Origin of the sequence: Agathobaculum sp. NTUH-O15-33 (assembly GCF_033193315.1) — a bacterium.
GTDB classification, from domain to species: Bacteria; Bacillota; Clostridia; order Oscillospirales; family Butyricicoccaceae; genus Agathobaculum; species Agathobaculum faecihominis_A.
This window is the reverse complement of sequence record NZ_CP136187.1, coordinates 3,583,559-3,602,383: the sequence shown is the minus strand read 5'-3', so window position 1 is coordinate 3,602,383 and position 18,825 is coordinate 3,583,559. Positions and strand designations below refer to the sequence as shown.

The 18,825-nt window shown below is 57.0% G+C and carries 12 protein-coding genes; 10 read left to right on the top strand and 2 right to left on the bottom strand.

Annotated features, from left to right (window positions below; translation table 11 throughout):
* Positions 1–241: 241 nt before the first annotated feature.
* The 10 genes from RWV98_RS17460 (at position 242) to RWV98_RS17415 (ending at position 15,768) form a co-directional block, all read left to right on the top strand.
* Positions 242–1,507: an NAD/NADP-dependent octopine/nopaline dehydrogenase family protein gene (locus RWV98_RS17460; RefSeq protein WP_280963420.1), complete on the top strand. Its 1,266-nt coding sequence runs from the start codon at positions 242–244 to the stop codon at positions 1,505–1,507.
* 760 nt (positions 1,508–2,267) lie between these two features.
* Entirely contained in the window at positions 2,268–4,670 is a 2,403-nt protein-coding gene (locus RWV98_RS17455) for a glycyl radical protein (protein WP_317862408.1), read from the top strand.
* Positions 4,671–4,701: 31 nt separating this feature from the next.
* Positions 4,702–5,265 (top strand): YgjV family protein, encoded by a 564-nt coding sequence (locus RWV98_RS17450; RefSeq protein WP_280963418.1) that lies wholly within the window; start codon positions 4,702–4,704, stop codon positions 5,263–5,265.
* 43 nt (positions 5,266–5,308) lie between these two features.
* Positions 5,309–6,091 (top strand): glycyl-radical enzyme activating protein, encoded by a 783-nt coding sequence (locus RWV98_RS17445; protein ID WP_280963417.1) that lies wholly within the window; start codon positions 5,309–5,311, stop codon positions 6,089–6,091.
* An 84-nt stretch (positions 6,092–6,175) separates the two neighbouring features.
* Entirely contained in the window at positions 6,176–6,889 is a 714-nt protein-coding gene (locus tag RWV98_RS17440) for a helix-turn-helix transcriptional regulator (RefSeq protein ID WP_280963416.1), read from the top strand.
* Between the two features lie 63 nt (positions 6,890–6,952).
* Complete coding sequence (locus RWV98_RS17435; protein WP_280963415.1) at positions 6,953–7,894, top strand: sugar phosphate isomerase/epimerase family protein; 942 nt, start codon at positions 6,953–6,955, stop codon at positions 7,892–7,894.
* Between the two features lie 120 nt (positions 7,895–8,014).
* A complete protein-coding gene (locus tag RWV98_RS17430) occupies positions 8,015–9,550 on the top strand; it encodes an alanine/glycine:cation symporter family protein (protein ID WP_317862405.1) in 1,536 nt (511 codons plus the stop codon).
* A 39-nt stretch (positions 9,551–9,589) separates the two neighbouring features.
* Complete coding sequence (locus RWV98_RS17425; RefSeq protein WP_317862403.1) at positions 9,590–11,209, top strand: BCCT family transporter; 1,620 nt, start codon at positions 9,590–9,592, stop codon at positions 11,207–11,209.
* A 259-nt stretch (positions 11,210–11,468) separates the two neighbouring features.
* Positions 11,469–14,897 (top strand): pyruvate carboxylase, encoded by a 3,429-nt coding sequence (locus RWV98_RS17420; protein WP_317862401.1) that lies wholly within the window; start codon positions 11,469–11,471, stop codon positions 14,895–14,897.
* A gap of 538 nt (positions 14,898–15,435) precedes the next feature.
* Complete coding sequence (locus RWV98_RS17415; RefSeq protein ID WP_317862399.1) at positions 15,436–15,768, top strand: helix-turn-helix domain-containing protein; 333 nt, start codon at positions 15,436–15,438, stop codon at positions 15,766–15,768.
* A gap of 462 nt (positions 15,769–16,230) precedes the next feature.
* Here RWV98_RS17415 and RWV98_RS17410 read toward each other — a convergent pair whose 3' ends face one another.
* Positions 16,231–17,214: a putative PEP-binding protein gene (locus tag RWV98_RS17410; RefSeq protein WP_280963215.1), complete on the bottom strand. Its 984-nt coding sequence runs from the start codon at positions 17,212–17,214 to the stop codon at positions 16,231–16,233.
* 239 nt (positions 17,215–17,453) lie between these two features.
* Positions 17,454–18,638, bottom strand: a complete 1,185-nt coding sequence (locus RWV98_RS17405; RefSeq protein WP_317862397.1) for an iron-containing alcohol dehydrogenase — start codon at positions 18,636–18,638, stop codon at positions 17,454–17,456.
* Between the last annotated feature and the right edge of the window lie 187 nt (positions 18,639–18,825).

The window sequence follows — 18,825 nt, the reverse complement described above, 5'->3', positions numbered from 1 at the left end:
TATTCCACATAGCCCTTTCGTTGGTAGGAGGCGATGGTTAATAGGCGTCCACTCGCGGAAAGACCGCGTGTCGGACGATATACACAAGATTACGGCAGTATTTTTGTAAACCATTACATCTTTACAATTCAAAACGCTGCGCATATAATGACCTTAAGTCAATGACTGATAGTCATTAAACGCGTTGCAAAGCACCGGCCGCACTGACCGGTACCATGAAATTTAAGGAGGCAAATGAAACATGGACATGAGTTATTTGAAAGACAAGCCGATTGCAATCTTGGGTGCCGGCGGCGTAGGTAAGACGATGGCGGGCGATTGCGCGCTGGCAGGCAAAGAGGTCCGCATGTGGGACCAGCCCGCTTTCGCAAAGAGAAACTTTGTCAACATCGAAAAGACCGGCATCACTCTGGCTGGGCATCAGTTCAGCTTCTTCGGCTTCAAGCGCACCGGCACCGCCAAGGTTGCTCTGGCGACCGATGATATGGCCAAGGCCGTCAAGGGCGCGGGCATCATCATTGTTGCCACCGTTGCTGTTGCACATGAGTCCATCTTCCGCGAGCTGATCCCGCTGCTCGAGGACGGTCAGGTCATTCACATCCTGCCCGACAACTGCGGCACCTTCATCTTCCGCAAGCTGATGCGTGAAATGAACTGCACGGCCAAGGTCATTGTCGGCGCCTGGTATACCGCTCCGTACGGCGTGCGCATCGTCAACCGCGGCGGCGTAACCACCAACGAGTGTAAGGTAGAGGACCGCATCACCACCATCCGTGGCTGTGCGCTGCCGATGAGCGACAACGACGCCTTCATGGCTTCCGCTTTCTACATTCCCGCCTTTGACGCCATCATCGACGCGGAGGGCGAAGTGACGATCAGCAAGAAGGGCGAGGAGTTCCACCACGGCTTTGTCGTGGGCAACACCGTGCTCGACATCAACCTGTCCAACGTCAACCCTGTCATTCACGTTCCCGGCGCTCTGCTGGCGGTTTCCACCATGCAGAACTTCGACACCGTTTTGGGTCAGGACAAGAAAAAGTACTCCCTGTACGCCTTTGGCGCCTGCCCGGCGATCGCCGAGGTTCAGGCCCGTTTCTGGGAGGAAGAGAAGGCTCTGGCCGCCAAGATGGAAGTCGGCCTGTGCACGGTCAACTACGAGGATTTCTTCTCCCGTACCACCATGTACGGCAAGGAATACATGGGCCCCGACTTCGCCGTTCCGTATGAAGAGAACTACGAGAACTTCTGGGGCGACGGTCCGTTCGATCTCGAAAACCGTTACATCACCGAGGACGTTCCGGTGGGCTGCTACCTGATGAGCCAGCTGGGCAAGAAGTACGACGTGGCCACCCCCATCATCGACGCGATGATCCTGCTGGCCAGCACCATGATCAAGCGCGACCTGATCAAGGACAGCAAGTACACGCTGGATTACCTCGAGATCGGCCACATGACCCACGAGCAGCTGCAAAAGTATCTGCGCGAGGGCGTATACACCGCGAAGTAAAACGGCTTTTTGCCGCTGATCCTGCATCCCATTTGCAGTGGGTTCTGACAGAAAACGTATTGAGCACACGTTTTCTGGCCCAGCCGCTCGGGCAGTGCGGCTGATTCTCTGACAATACACCTACACCTACTTTTACCCCCTATTCTTTCCGGCCAAAGGCGTGCAAAACATTGTTTTGCACGCCTTTGGTTTTGCTGTGCGGCGCACCGGAAAAGGCGGGGAAATTCGCCTGCAAAAAGGGGTGCAAAAAAGTTTGCGATAGGGTGCAAAAAAAGTGCAAAATTTTTTGCGGGAACCGGCAAAATCGCTTTGTGCAAAACCACTTAAACAGAAGAAGTCTATTTGTAGACATGTTCAACTCTTGTGTGAGTAGTCACTGGAATCTGTCTCCAAATGGGATTCTAAATGAAGAAAAATCAAAAAATCCGTAAAAAGCAGAAGAAAAGCACCGCTTAAAACGTAGCGCGTAAAACGAGTATGGCAAAGTGCACAAAAAACGCGATTTTAATATACATAATGAAAAGAAGCTTGAACAAAACGCATAAATCGCTTCGGATGAGTTTTGATAGTTTACACAAATTTGATGGAAAATTAAAAAGAAATAAGCTTAGATTGCACAAGTGGCACGATATTTGCTTCTATATAAATGACTGCATCGAACACAACCGCCACATCCGATTCGCACCGGATGTGGCACCCCTAGCTTTCAACAGGGCCCCGCCCGGCGGGGCGTCCAACCAAGACACAAGGAGGAACAACTATGGCGAAAAAGTATATGGAACGCATTGAGGCGCTGAGACAGCAGTATCTGGATACCCGGGTGGACATGGACGTCTACAACGCAAAATATGTTACCGAGGGCTTTAAGCAGACCGAGGGACAGCCGTGGATCATCCAGAAGGCGACGGGCTACCTCAACCAGTGCCGCAAGAAGGACATCTACATTCAAGACCACGAACTGCTGGTCGGCGGCGTCGGCTTCAAGCCCCGCTGCGGCATCCTGAACCCGGACAGCGCCTGCTCGGTCATCGAGAAGGAGCTGGACACCATCAGCACCCGTCCGTTCGACCCGTTCTACCTGAGCGAGGAGGGCAAGAAGGTGTTCCGCGAGGACGTAGCCGATTACTGGCGCGGCAAGTGCGTGCTCGACCGCTGGCGCATCATGGCGCCGGAAGACATGGAGACCCTGCGCGATAACGGCGTGATCTATATCGACCGCAAGGCCGTTCGCGGCTACGGCGAGACCACGCCGAGCTGGAACCGCATTCTGCAAAAGGGCATCGGCGGCATCCGCAAGGAAGCCGAGGAAGCGCTCGCGAAGCTGGACGATTCGGCGCCGGGCGATCTCGAAAAGAGCTTTTTCTACAAGGCCGAATTGATGGCGTGCGAAGCCGTCGTCACGCTGGCGCACCGCCACGCCGACCTCGCGGAGAAAATGGCGGCGGAGTGCACGGACGAAGCCCGCAAGGCCGATCTGCTCAAGATCGCCGAGGTTTGCCGTTGGGTGCCCGAGCATCCGGCCCGCACCTTCCACGAAGCTTGCCAGTCCATCCTGTCCTACGAGTACGCGATCTACATGGAGCAAAACGCTTCGTCGTACAATCTGGGCCGTCTGGACCAGTACCTCTATCCGTACTACAAGGCAGACAAGGCCGCCGGCATCCTGACCGACGACGACGCGCAGGAGCTGCTGGATTGCCTGTGGATCAAGATCGCGGAAATGAGCCTGTTCCAAGACGAAGTCACCGCGCAGTACGCGGCCGGTTACTGCATCACCGTGCAGACCAGCTGCGGCGGCATCGATGAATACGGCAACGACGCGACCAACGAGCTGTCCTACATGATGATTCAAGCCACCATGGACGTAAAGTTCAAGGAGCCCAACCTTTCGGTTACTTACAGCATGTCCAAGAACCCGGACGCGCTGCTGCACAAGGCGGTAGAAGCCATCGGCATGGGCCTGACCATGCCGGCGATCTATTCGAACGACATCGGCATCCGCATGATGCAGAACAAGGGCGTGCCGCTCTCCGAGGCTTGGGACTGGAACCCCTGCGGCTGTGTGGAGACCAACCTTTCCGGCCGCATGAAGCAGTACACGGACATCGCCGATATCAACATGGGCGCGGCGGTTGAGCTGGCGCTGAACGATGGCGTCAGCCGCACCACCGGCAAGCGCGTTTCAATCTCCACCGGCGACCCGACGAATTTCAAGACCTTTGACGATTTCTTTGCGGCGGTCAAGAAGCAGATCGATTATATCGTCGATGTAATCGTATCCGGCAACCAGCTGCTCGATTACCTGTCCATGCATTACCGCACCGTGCCGGTGCTGTCGCTGGGCTATGAGCACTGCATGGAATCCGGCAAGGATTACAGCCAGCCGGGCGGCGCCAAGTACACCTGCGGCGGCGGCGTGATCACGGTCGGTCAGGCCGATATCGTCAACTCGCTGGCCGCGGTCAAGTATCTGGTATACGACGAGAAGAAGCTGACGATGCGTGAGCTCTGCGACGCGCTGGCCGCCAACTTCGAGGGCTACGAGGACGTGCAGAAGCTGTGTCTGGAAGCGCCCAAGTACGGCAACGACGACGAGCGCGCGGACTTCTGCGTGGGCGAAGTGTTCACCCATGTTATCGACCAGTTTGAAAAGTACGACACCCTGTTCGGCAAGATGACCTGCGGCATGCTGCCTGTTTCGGGCAACACGCCGATCGGCGAATGGGTAGGCGCGCTGCCTTCCGGCCGCAAGGCGGGCACCCCGCTGACGGACGGCATCGGCGCGACCGGCGGCACCGACGTCAACGGCCCGACCGCGCTGCTCAAGTCGGTCAGCCATATCCCGCACGCGCGCTTCACGCAGGGCACGCAGCTGAACCTGAAGATCGCGCCCGAACTGATTAAGGGCGACGACGGCATCGCCCATGGCATGAACCTGCTCAAGACCATGTGCACGCTCGATGTGTACCACGCGCAGATCAACGTGGTCGACCGCGAGACGCTGATCGACGCGCAGGAGCATCCGGAGCAGCACCGCGACCTGCTCATCCGCGTGGCCGGTTACACCGCCTTCTTCGTCGAACTCGGCAGAGAAGTGCAAAACGAGATCATCGGCCGTACCGAGATCGGCAGCTGGGCCGGCAAGAGCTGCTGCGGCAGATAACCAGATGATTTAGCGAGAGGGGGAGCCGGCTGTGTATCACTTGGTGGCTCAAGCGATCGGTTTTCTTGGCATGGCCCTTTGTATCGGCTGCTTCCAATGCAAAAGCAGCCGGCTCCTACTCCTGTTTCAACTGCTCGGCAACACGGTATATGTCGTGCACTATCTGATGCTTGGCGCGTATAGCGGCTGCGTCAGCGCCGCGCTTCTCGCGTGCAGCGCGATACCGATCTGCGCGGGCGATCAGCCGTGGGGAAAATGGAAGGGCTGGAAATGGCTCTTTTCCGCGTTGGCGGTCGTCGCCTGCATCTTTACCTATCAGGATATTTTCAGTCTGCTGCCTTGCGCCGCGACTGTCATCTTTATCATGACCAACTACTCCGGCAACGGCAAGGTGATTCGCCGGTGCAAGCTGTTTCTCGTGGGTCCCATGTGGGTCGTTTACAATGCCTATGTGCGTTCCATCTCCGGCACGATGTCCGAAGCGTTCGGCATGGTCTCGGCGCTGGTCTCACTGTGCCGCTTCGGAGCGAAGCCGCTGGAAAAGGACATTGGGGACGCGGTGGACTGCGGCAGCGAAGAACCGGCCGCCCGCTGACGGACCGGATACAAAAGTAACAAACAAGGAGGCGCGAGGCGCTATGGGACTGGAAATGATCGAAAAAGACAGGCAAGGGATGGTGCTGCGCATCGAGCGGTCGTCTATCCACGATGGAGACGGCTTCCGCACGGTCGTGTTTTTTAAAGGCTGCCCCCTGCGCTGCCAATGGTGCTCCACCCCGGAGAGCCAGTCCTTCGGCGTTGAGCATACCGCCGACAATGCCTATGGCAGCCTGATGACCGTGGAGGAGGTAATGAAGGAGATCCGTAAGGATTCCCTGTTTTTCTTCCTTTCCACCGGCGGCGTGACCCTATCCGGCGGCGAGGTTTTGTCGCAGCCGGAATTTGCCCTTGCTCTGCTGAGAAACTGCAAAAAGGAATGCTTCAATACCGCCGTGGAGACCTGCTTTTTTGGCCCGTGGGAGCACATCGAGACCATGCTTCCCTACATCAACACCATCTACGCGGATATGAAGCTGATCGACAGCGACCTGCATAAAAAATACTGCGGCGTGGATAATAGCCTGATCTTAGACAACATGCTGAGAACCAACGAGGTCGAAAGCAAGCTCCGTCTGGTCATCCGCACGCCGATCATTCCGGGCATCAACGATTCCGATGAGGAACTGAACCGCATCGGAGAATTCTGCGCGAAGCTGCGCCATCTGGACTATGTGCAGCTGCTGCCCTATCACCGCTTGGGGACGGAAACCTACAAAAAGCTGGGCCGCCCCTATCTGCTGGAGCATGTCAAATCGCCCTCGTTCGAGGAAATGGAACGCTGCCGGAACGTGATACGGCAATACGTCGGCAAGACGATCTAGGCTAAATATGCTATACTGATGGCTCGACTGTTTCGGCCTAGGGCCGGATTTTAAAACCGCCACATCTTGGATGGGGGAAATACCATGAATCAGAAGGTCAATATTCGTATTTTTCATGAGTGCAACGGGGAGCACGCCCACGAGTTTCCGCAAATTCTGGTACCGCTCGAGGAAACGATGCAGATTCGGATCGGGGAGACCGAGTATGAGGTCACCTCGCAGGAATTGTGCTTTGTTCCGGCCGGTATGAAGCACCAGTGCAACTATCTGGGCAGGCTGCTGGCGATCGACCTTTCGGAGGATATGCTGGAGACCCGGGACGCCGTGCTGCTGTCCTACCCCCTGATCGTATCGATGCGCGGCCAGATCACCCAGTTGGTCGAGCTGATCCAAGCCGAGCTGCAGCAGAATCCGGACAGCAAATCGGTGCGTTACCTGTACAGCTACCTGTACTCCAAGCTGATCGAAAACTGCGCCGCGCCGTCCATCCGCTACATCAGCCAGTATTACGATCTGCCGATCACGGTCGATCAGCTGGCGAAGATCGAAAATTACAACGTCACCTATTACAGCGACTGGTTCAAACAGCAGACCGGCTTTTCGCCCAGCCTGTATCTGCGCTGCATTCGGATCGACCGGGCGAAGGAGCTGCTTACAAGCACCAATTTCAGTGTGATGGAGATCGCCGTCATGGTGGGCTATTCCAGTAATTCCACCTTTACGCGCGCGTTTCATAATATCACCGGCATGACCCCAAAGGCCTACCGGGAATGCCCCTGCTTCCAAAAAATCGGCTAAATGATCACCGTTGTATTCAAACAAAGGGGCGTTACGCCCCGTAAATATGAAGGAGATATGACTATGTACACTTCCAAAAGCGCAAACCGCAAGTTCAAGCTTGGCATGCACAGCTACACCCTGCACCTGAGCGGTCTCGGCGAAAGCTGGGGTTTCCAGAGCGAAGGCAAGACCTTTGCGTTCGACAAGGTGATTGATCTGGATAAACTGATGGACCTGGCGGTGGAGGAGGGCATCGAAGTCCTTCACATCACGCTGGTTGATCTGGATAACGATGTTTCGCCCGAGCATCTCGCGGCCGTCAAGGCGAACGCGGAAAAGCACGGTCTGGATCTGGAACTGAACGTTTCCTTCAACGCGCCGAGCGATCCGCGCGTCAACGCCACAATCGAGGACGCGCTCGAGATCGGCCACGCGATCGGCGCGAAGCTGGTTAAGTTCAGCACCGATGTGGAGCATCCGCACCCCATCTCGCACGCCTGCATGTGCCCCGAGGCAATGGCGCAGATGTCCGAGATCGTGATGAATTTCAAGAAGAACCTTCCCACCATTGAAAAGTACGGCATGAAGATCGCCATCGAGAACCACTGCGACCTGTTTTCGGACGAGGTCATTTGGATGGTCAAGCAGCTCAATCACCCGCTGATCGGCGCGTGCTGCGACACCATCAACTCGCTCATGATGGCCGAAGGCATTGAGGAATGCGTGCGCAAGATGGCGCCGTATTGCTACTGCGTGCACTTCTGTGATAACCGCGTGTTCGCCGACCCGGACGGCACCCATTCGCTGGGCTGCGCCATCGGCGACGGTGATGTGGACGTGATCGAGGTCATGAAGATCCTGCGCGAGAACGCGCCCGAGGAACTCGACACCATCGACCTTGAGATCGAGCTGCCTCTTTCCGGCTACACGCTTGAGGAAGGCCGCAAGGAGGAGATCGACGCCATGCGCAAGAGCATCAAGTACATGCACGAGGTGCTTGATATCGGCATTACCGGCCGCTAAGACCAGACGCAAAGCGTGATATAGAAGATACAGATAAGCTGTTTATCCCGGCAATACCCTGTCAGACACCTGATTCTATGAAATGAAGAAGTATTGTTTACAGAATGAAAGGGGAACAAGATGAATATCTCGGATCTGATTTTTAAGATCGACAATATGCTGTGGGCGACCCCGCTGATCGCGCTGATCTTTATCACCGCAGTCGTTTACTGCGTAATCATGAAGTTCGGTAACGTCACTAAGGTAAAGTTACAATGGAAGCTGCTGAAATCGGGCGGGGGCTCGCAGGAAGGCATCTCTCCGTTTGAAACGTTCTGCTCGGTAGCCGCTTACCGCGTCGCGGTCGGCAACATCGGCGGCGTTATGGTCGCGATCATGTACGGCGGCCCCGGCGCAGTGTTCTGGATGCTGGTCACCGCGCTGGTCACCTCGGCGATTGCTTACGCGGAAAACAGCCTAGGCCAGATTTACAAGGTCCGGCAGGACGGGCAGTACCGCGGCGGCCCCTACTTCTATATGGAAAACGGCCTGCCGTGGAAGAAGCTCGGCAAGGTGCTCGCCGTTATCTTCGCGCTGCTGGCTACGGTCGGCGTGCCGCTGCTCGTTACCGGCCCCAGCGCGAACAACATTGCCATGGCGTTTGAGAACAGCTTTGGCGTTGCGCCCGTTATTTCCGGCGCTGTCATTGCGGTTTTGCTGTTCCTCGTCATCTCCGGCGGCGTGCGCCGCATTGCGAAATTCTCCACCATTATTGTTCCGTTTATGACCATCGGCTATCTGATCATCACCCTGATCGTGCTGATCGCGAACGCCAGCGCCATTCCCTCGACGATCGCGATGATGGTAGGCAGCGCGTTCAATGCGCACGCGCTCTTCGGCGGCATGATCGGCGGCGCGTTCTCGTACGGCGTCAAGCGCGCGGTCAACTCCTCCGGTTCCGGTTTCGGCGAGACCCCGGCGTCCGCCGCCGCGGCGGAGACCGCGCACCCGGCCACACAGGGCATGGTCAATGCATTTTCCGTTTATATTGACGTTGCCGTTTGCTTCTGCTCCGGCATCATGGCGCTGATTACCGATTGCTTCAACGTGCTGGGCGCGGACGGCGTGGCCTTCATGCACATCGGTTCGGGCTCCGAAGCCATGGCGGTACAGGCGGCCAGCAACACCGCGGGCGTCGTATGGGTACAGGAAGCGGCCAACTCGGTCATGCCGGGCATCGGCGGCGCTTTGATCGCGATCGCGCTCACCTGTTTCGCGTACTCTACCTGCATTGCCTACTATTACGAAGGCGAATCCGGCTTGGCGTACCTGTTCAGACATTTGAAGCAAGAAACGCGCGGCAAGCTGATTTGGGCTATCCGCATCGTTATGCCGATCCTGTTCTTTGTATGGGCGAACGTTACGGCTGCCACCGCGTGGGCGATCAGCGAAGTGATGTTCGGCCTGATGGCTTGGATCAACGGCATCGCGCTGGTATTCCTCATCCCGACGGTCAAGAAGGTTTACGACGACTATATGGCGCAGCGCAAGGCCGGCGTTGAAAATCCGTATTTCAACCCCAAAAAGCTTGGCATCAGAAACTGCGACGTATGGATGGAAATCAACAAGGAGCAGATTGATAAGGAGGCGATGCAGAAGGAAGAGACAACAGTCTGATATATTCAAGGATTTGGGGTAAATGATTGGAGGACAAAAATGAAAGAAAAGGTAAAAATCAGACCGGCCGTCATGTCTGTCACGGTCATCCTATTTGTACTGATGCTTGCAGCAATCCTCATCAACGGTGAAGCGTTCTACTATGTACTCAATACGGTAGTCATGAACACGCTGATGTCCAGCGTGGGCTGGGCCGTCAGCTTGGTCATGCTGTTTATGGTTATCCTTTGTATCGTCATTATGGTCACGCCGCTTGGCAAAATTCGGCTGGGCGGCCCGAACGCGAAGCCGAAGTTCAGCTATATGCAGTGGTTTGGTATCTCGCTCTGCACCGGTATCGGCGCGGGCGTGGTGTTCTGGGGCGCGGCGGAACCGCTGCTGTTCGCCATGGAACCCTCGGCCAGCACCGGTCTTGCGGCCGGCAGCAACGGCGCGGTACTGTGGAGCATGCTGCACTGCTTCCTGCAATGGGGCCTGACGCCGTATGCCAGCTGCGTGATCATGGGCGTTATCCTGTCCTATGCGATCCTCAACATGAACGCGCCCTTTAAGGCCAGCTCCTGTCTGGTGCCGATCTTCGGCGAAAAGGTGCTTAAAAGCCGCTGGTGCGACGTGTTCGACGCGATCTCCGCTTTCGCCCTGACCGGCGCTGTCGCCGGCGGCTTGGGCTACGGCGCGATGCAGCTTTCCGCGGCGGTGAAAGCCTTTACCGGTTTTGAGCCGAGTCCCACGGTGTATGCGATCATCATTATCGTCATGTTCTTCTGCTATAACGCTTCCGCCGTGAGCGGCCTGCGCAACGGCATTACCTTACTGTCCAACCGCAACACGCAGCTTTTCTTCATTCTGCTGCTGTTCGTGCTGCTCGCCGGTCCCACGGCGTATATCTGCAACCTGTTCACGGAAAGCCTCGGCGAGTACCTGAGCGAGTTCTTCTCCGCCAGCCTGTATACCGCGCCCTACGTGGACAGCGGCATGTGGCCCCAGAACTGGGATATGTACTGGTGGGTCGACTGGATGGCCTACGCGCCGCTGCTCGGCCTGTTCATGGTACGCGTGGCCTACGGCCGCACCCTACGCGAGTTCGTTCTGATCGAGTGGCTGTTCCCGGCGCTGTTCGGCATCATCTGGTTCTCCGTTTTCGGCGGCACCATTCTGCATGCCCAGCTGTTCGACGGCATCGATTTCTACAGCGTGTATCTGGCGGAAGGCGCGGAAGCGCTGACGCTCTCCATGTTCAACGTCTTGCCGCTCTCAACGATAGCGAAGGTCGTGATGCTCATTATTATTACGGTCTCGCTCGTGACGCAATGCGACTCCATGACCGTTACCCTCGCGGGCATGTGCATGGAAAAGAGCGACGAGAACACCGAAGCGCCCATCCCGCTGAAGCTGTTCTGGGGCATCGTGTTTGCCGTGATCGCGCTGGTGTTCACGGTGCTTGGCGGTATTGGCGGTGTAAAAACCATCAAATCCTTCTGCGGCATACCGCTCACGTTCATCTGTCTGTTCGTAACGCTCGGCTACTTACGCTATATGGCCAAACGGCCGCGTAAGACCACCGGCGAATACGAATATGAGGACGCGGTGAAGGACGCGCCCGACAACGGCCAGCCGGAAGCTCCCAAGAGCAAACTTTTGGGCAAACTGGGCTGGTAAAGAATATCAAAATACCGATTCCGATCGGTGCGCAATCAGAATGGAGCTGTGGAACGGTAACAGCTCCATTCTGACTTTTATTCAACAGTTGCCCAACTTATTCCCACGCGGTTTATTATCTTTTTGTCCGATATCGGATTTTTTAGCAAAACGGTCGACGACCCGAAATCAATGTGCTATAATAGCAAAAATACACAAAAACGATAGGCCAGCAGATCGTTTCTGTTCGGATGACAGACCCAGAAAGGACTGATGCCCCATGGAAATTCAGAAATTCAAAAAAATCCTTGTGGCGAACCGCGGCGAGATCGCGCTTCGCATTTTCCGCGCCTGCTATGACCTGAACCTCAGAACCGTTGCGATCTATTCACAGGACGATACCTACAGCCTGTACCGCACCCGCGCGGACGAAGCGTACTTGATCGGCGAAAACAAAAGCCCGCTTGCCGCCTATCTGGACATCCCGGCCATTATCGATCTGGCAAAGCGCCGTCAGGTGGACGCGATCCATCCCGGCTATGGGTTCCTGTCCGAAAACGCGGATTTTGCCGCCGCCTGCGAGCAGGCCGGTATCGCGTTCATCGGCCCGTCGCACACCATTTTGGAGCAGATGGGCGATAAGCTGACCGCCAAGACCATCGCGAAGGCGTGCGGCGTTTCCACCATTCCGGGCTCGACCCGCGCCCTGATCGATGAAAACGACGCGGTCCAGCTCGCGGAGGAATACGGCTACCCCGTGCTGCTCAAAGCGGCGGGCGGCGGCGGCGGTCGCGGCATGCGCCGCTGCGATACCCCGGAGGAGATCCGCACCAATTTCCAAATGGTCAAAAACGAGGCCAAGAAGGCCTTTGGCAACGAGGATATCTTCATTGAAAAGTATCTGGTCGAGCCGAAGCATATCGAGGTGCAGGTGCTGGGCGACCAGTACGGCAACATCGTTCATCTGTTTGAGCGCGATTGCTCGCTCCAGCGGCGCTATCAAAAGGTCGTGGAGTTCGCCCCGGCGTGGAGCGTGCCCGAGGAGATCCGCGCAAAGCTGTACGAGGACGCGGTCAAGATCGCCCGGTATGTCGGCTATGTGTCGGCGGGCACGATCGAATTTCTGGTCGACCGCGACGGCAACTACTATTTTATCGAAATGAACCCGCGTATTCAGGTAGAGCACACGGTCACCGAGGAGCTGACCGGGGTCGATCTGGTGCGCGCGCAGCTTTTGATTGCCGAGGGGTATCCGCTGTCCGATCCCGCGATCGGCATCCGCGAGCAGGCGGATGTGCAGGCGCGCGGCTTTGCCATGCAGTGTCGCATCACCACGGAGGACCCCAAGAACAACTTCCTGCCGGATACCGGCAAGATCACCTCGTACCGCTCGGGCGGCGGCAACGGCGTGCGGCTGGACGGCAGCAACACCTACGCGGGCGCGATTATTTCCCCGTATTACGATTCGCTGCTCGTCAAGATCACCTGCCACGACCATACCTTTGGGGGGCTGTGCCAAAAGGCGCTGCGCGCGATCAGCGAGGAGCACATCCGCGGCGTGAAGACCAATATCCCCTTTATCACGAACATTTTGCAGCACCCGGTATTCCGGGCGGGCAAGTGCCACACCCGCTTTATCGACGAAACCCCGGAGCTGTTCGATTTTGAGGAGGGCAGGGACCGCGCGACCAAGGTGCTGCGCTACATTGCCGCGCTGCAGGTCGCCAATCCCTCCGCCGAGCGAGCGCAGTACGATGTGCCGCGCTTCCCGGCGTATCAGGATTCGCCCCCGCGCCGCGAGGGTCTCAAGCAGCTGCTCGACCGCGAGGGGCCGGAAGCGGTTAAGCGGTATGTGCTGGGCGAAAAAAAGCTGCTGATCACCGATACCACCATGCGCGACGCGCACCAATCGCTGCTGTCCACCCGCATGCGCACCCGCGATATGCTGGGCGCCGCGCCCGGCACGGCAGAGATTTTAAACGATTGCTTTTCGCTGGAAATGTGGGGCGGCGCGACGTTCGATACCGCCTACCGTTTCCTGCACGAATCCCCGTGGGAGCGCCTCGACCTGCTGCGCGAAAAAATACCCAACATTCCGTTCCAGATGCTGCTGCGCGGGTCCAGCTTGGTCGGCTACGCGAACTATCCGGATAATCTGGTGCGCGCGTTCGTGCGGCAGGCCGCGAAGGGCGGCATCGATGTGTTCCGCGTTTTCGATTCGCTCAACTGGCTGCCCGGCATGGAGATCGCGATCGACGAGGTTTTGCAGCAGAATAAGCTGTGCGAAGCCACGATTTGCTACACCGGCGACATCATGGACCCCAAACGCGATAAGTATTCGTTACAGTACTATGTTGATCTGGCCAAACAGATCGAAAAGCGCGGCGCGCATATCCTCTGCATCAAGGATATGTCCGGCCTGCTCAAGCCGTACGCGGCGAAAAAGCTGGTCACGGCGCTGAAAAATGAAATCGGCCTGCCCATCCACCTGCACACGCACGATACCTCGGGCAATCAGGTCGCGGCGCTGCTGATGGCGGCGGAAGCCGGTGTGGATATTGTGGATACCGCGATCGATTCGCTGTCCTCCATCACCAGCCAGCCGTCGATGAACGCCGTTGTCGCGGCACTGCACGGGCAGGAGCGGGACACCGGGCTGGAGCTGGACCGCTTGCAGGCGCTCAGCGAGTACTGGGCGGACGTCCGGCTGCGTTACGCGTCGTTCGATAACGGCATGAAAGCGCCGTCCACCGATATTTACCGGTACGAAATGCCCGGCGGCCAGTACACCAACCTGAAAAGTCAGGTCACGGCGGTCGGTCTGGGCACGCAGTTTGAAGCGGTACGCGAGATGTACATTCAGGTCAACCAAATGCTGGGCGATATCATCAAGGTGACGCCGTCCTCTAAAATGGTGGGCGATCTGGCCATTTTCATGGTGCAAAACCAGCTTACGCCGGAAAACATACTGGAAAAGGGCGAAGCGCTCACCTTCCCCGATTCCGTCGTCTCCTACTTCAAGGGCATGATGGGCCAGCCCGCTGGCGGCTTCCCGGAAGGGCTGCAAAAGCTCATTCTCAAGGGAGAGGAGCCCATCACCTGCCGCCCGGGCGAATTGCTGCCGCCGGTGGATTTCGACGCGGCGCGCGAGCAGGTCCGGCAGTTTACGCCGGACCCGAACGACCGCACCGTGGTTTCCTGGTGCCTGTATCCCAAGGTTGTGGAGGAATTTTGCCGCCACCGGCAGGAATACGGCTATATCACCCGCATGGGCAGCCATGTGTTCTTTAACGGCATGGCGCTTGGCGAAACCAACCAGATCATGATCGAGGATGGTAAAACGCTGGTCGTCAAGTACCTCGGTCTGGGCGATCAGAACGAGGACGGCACGCGCAGCGTCCTGTTCGAGCTGAACGGCATGCGGCGCGAAGTGACCGTGCCCGATGTGCAGGCCAAGACCACCGCCCAGCGCATCCCGCTGGCCGATCCGGAGGATAAGGGCCAGATCGGCGCGCCCATGCCGGGCATGGTCTCGCGCGTGATGATCCGCGAGGGCGACACGGTGGAAAAGAATCAGGTCCTGCTGCTGATCGAGTCCATGAAAATGGAGACCTCGGTCGTCGCGCGCATGGCGGGCCGGGTCGAAACGCTCCGCATAGCGGAAAACACGGCGGTAAAGGCCGGCGAGCTACTTGCGGTAATCAAATAAAATTCCCGTCAGGCGAGGGGGCAAAGGGCGCGTTGCAAAATAAAAGAACGTTCCAAATTCTTGTCATTCTGAGGAGTGAAACGACGAAGAATCTCGCGCGAACGCGCGGTTTCCACGTTAATTCCGCGCGTTCGCGCGAGATTCTTCACTTCGTTCAGAATGACATACGGAATTTCTTTTATTTTACAACGCGCCCTTTGATCTCCAATCCATTCCCTTTCCCAGTCTGGGGCGGCGTGTGCCGCCCATTCGTTTTGCGTACGGTTGGCTGTGTGCCGGATCGGGTGCCGAGGGATTCAGTGGATGGGCGCCTCCGCTCGGCCGGACCGGCCTTGTTTGGCGCGCCCAGTTTTCTTGGCGCGCCGTTTCTTTCAGAATAACATGAGGAATTATACTATTTTGCATCACAGCTTTTGCTTCATAAAATTATATTTTATTCAAGTTACCCGTATATGGGTAGCTTGGGGTGTTTTCAGTGCTATTATGAAGAAGGGGAGATAGAGCATATCCTGAATTCCTTCAGGAAGGGGGTATATAGTTGACGGATAAGGGATATATGGGGAAACGCCTAAAAGCCGCACGTAAAAGCAAAGGATTTACCGGAGAACGCTTAGCGGAATCATGCTACATCAACGCGACATATTTGCGACAGATAGAAGCTGGCAGAAAGCTGCCAAGTTTACCGGTTTTCATCACCTTGTGCAAAGCATTAGAGGTATCCCCTACCTTTTTACTCGTAGACAGCATCGACAAAAATGAACTGAGCGGATTGGGCGAGCTGGCCGCGCTGTGGTCAACCGCAACGCCGGATCAACTGGAACTTGTTACGGCAATGATTCGCAGCGTTTTGGAGCACCTGCGAAAGGAATGATGAAAGCCGTTTATCTGGGTGCTCCGTCCTCGGCCGAGTGAGGTCACTCGGCCCTACACCGAAAGGGTTATCGCTCACCGAAAATGTAGGGCGCGAGAAGGTGAATCCCTTGTTTTTTCCTATGCGTTTCCCTTATCTTAATAAAATTGGTGACCCCGAGCCACCAATAAAACAGGCCCTGTGGATTTTCCACAGGGCCTGTCAGCGTGTCAAAGAACCCCTCGCGCCGCAGCGCGCAATAAAATTGAAAATTGAAGCTTAGCTTCAATTTGACCAAAAACCGGGAGCATGTATCTCGGTTTTTGAACAAACCGGCGGCGAAGTGTGCCCAAAGGGCGCGCGCCAGAGCCGGAAATCTCGATCGAAATGGGGCTTTGTTTCGATCGACAGACTGTCAAAACTTGTTTTTTGACAGTCTGACAGGCCCTGTGGATTTTCCACAGGGCCTGTTTCAAGGGGAGATCAAACGCTTTCGGGTTCTTCGCTGCTTAGAATGTTTTCCGCGCGGAGCAGGTGCTGCTGGCCGATCAGGATATCGATCCCCATGTTGCCGCAGAACTTTCTGCCCTTTTCGCTTAACACACAGTGTCCGATAGCGCTCAGCCGAATATCCGGGCGAACGCTGCGAATGCGCTCCAACGCGATCGTAAGCAGCGTGCCGACGCCGACGTCGTCAAACTCGCGGAAGGGATTGTGGCGAAAAACCTGCTCGTGCAGATACTTGGAGATCACCTTGCGGGAATCCAGCTTGCACATGCCATACAGCAGCTGCACGAGCTCCTCCACGTTAAAGACGATCGCGTCCGCGTAGGCGGCAAGCTGATCCGCGATGCAGGCGGCGCGCGGCGTGGCGATCTCGATGCCGACGGTGCACGCGATGCCGAAGGTAGCGGCGTACTCGGTGATAATGCCCTTCAAATATTCGACCTCGCCGCAATCGGATACGAACGGAAGCAGCATGGACAGCTTGTGGATGCCGCGCTCCTTGGCCGCCGTGAAGATCGCTTGCAGCAGCGTGCGGAACAGCAGCCCGTTGCCGATCATCATGCGGCAGCCCCGGCAGCTCAGCTCGGGATTGAAGGATTGCAGGCCGCGCTTTTGCCCCTCCAGCCATTCGGCGGGGCGGGCGGTATATTCGCTCAACCGTGCGAATTCCGCCGCGGTGCGGGGCAGGAACGAATCGATCGGCCGGTCGGGCAGGCGAATGCAGACCTGCATTTTGCCGCACTCCTCGACCTTTTCCAGCCACAGGCTCGTTTGCCCGCGCAGCATTTTTTTCAGCCGCTCATCCTCCGCGTTTTCCGGCGGGTCGAGCAGCAGGCTTTGGATCAGCAGGCGCTGATCGTCCATCCGCATCAGGCAGTCTTCCGCCGTCAGCATGATGCCGTCCGTTTGCTCGACTGATTCAAGCTCTTCCACCGCGTCAATTTCCGTGAAGTATTTCATGCCATACCCCTTTCATAATTTATCCGGCGTGTTGCAGCCGGCGTTTTCCTTCTTATTTTGTCATGCTATAAGCGCGTTTCAATGCATGGAACCCGTGACCCGCCAGAAAAAGAAAAAAGGGAAATCAGCCAATTTACCGGGGCCTGCTGACATACTGCGTTCATGTCAACAGGCCCCGGTTCATTCCGTACCCATGGATTACCAGCGGAAGGGCAAACCCTCCGCAAGCCGTTTTGCGCTTAAAGCGCCATGCGATAGATCTCGGCGGCGATCTCCGGCGTCAGCTTGACAAAGTTGCCGTGATTGGGCGCGCCGTGGAACATATTTTCCACCATCTTCGGGATATCCTCTTCCTTGCCGCCCAGCTCGCCGATGGTGGTGGGCATGCCGATATCCTTCATGAAGCGCTGGAACGACTTGATGCCTTCCATGCCGGTCACTTCGGGGTGCTCGAAATCGATCTGGCAGCCCCATACGCGGTTGGCGAACATGACGAAGCGGTCGGTGCCCTGCGTCTTCATGGCGTATTCCATCCAGTAGGGGAAGAGCAGCGCCAGACCCGCGCCGTGCGACGCGCCGTAAAGGATGCCAATCTCGTTATCCATATGGTGGGTGCCCCAGTCCTGCGCGCGGCCCACGCCGGTCGAGTTGTTCTGGGCGATCATCGCGGCCCACATGATGTTGGCGCGCGCTTCATAATTCTGCGGGTCGGCCATTACGCGGCGGCCTTCCTTAATCATCGTGAGCATGACGGCCTCAAGCAGGCGGTCGGTCAGCTCAACGTCCTTGGAGTGAGAGAAGTAACGCTCCATGCAGTGCGCCATGATATCGGCGATGCCGCTGGCCGTCTGGTACGGGGGAAGGGTCATCATCAGTTCGGGGTTCATGATGGCAAAAAGCGGGCGCAGGATGTCGCCGTCCGCGCAGCGCTTGTACTGGTTGCCGTCCTCGGTTACCAGCGTGACGACCGAGTCGGTCGAGCCTTCCGAACCGGAAGCGGCGATGGTGACGATGCAGCCTACCGGCAGCGCTTCGGTAACAGGGCCCTTTTTGCCGCAGTAGAAATCCCAGAAATCGCCGTCATACGGAACGCCCAGCGCGATGCCCTTGGCGGAGTCCATGACAGAGCCGCCGCCTACGGCAAGGACAAAGTCCACGCCTTCCTTGCGGGCCAGCTCGATGCCTTCGTAAACCAAATCGCTGTGGGGGCTGGCCTTTACGCCGCCAAGCTCCACATAGCCGATGCCCTTGGCGTCCAGCGAAGCCTTGACGCGGTCGAGCAGGCCGGAGCGAACGACAGAGCCGCCGCCGTAGTGGATCAGCACCTTGTGTCCGCCGTAGCGCGATACAAACTCACCGGTCTTTTCCTCCGTGCCCTTGCCGAATACAAAGTATGTCGGGCTGTAAAATTCAAAATTATCCATACTATCTACCTCCTAAAATGAATTACAATACCAAGTGGAGCGGTACGTTCCGCCCCGCCTACCTTGTATTTATTATAACGGCAGGCCCGTGGCCGCAATGTGCTTTCCCTCCTTTATTTTTTGCAGAATCTCGCTTTTTGCAAAACAGGATATTAAAACAGCCAGCCCGCAAACATCTCGCGGGCTG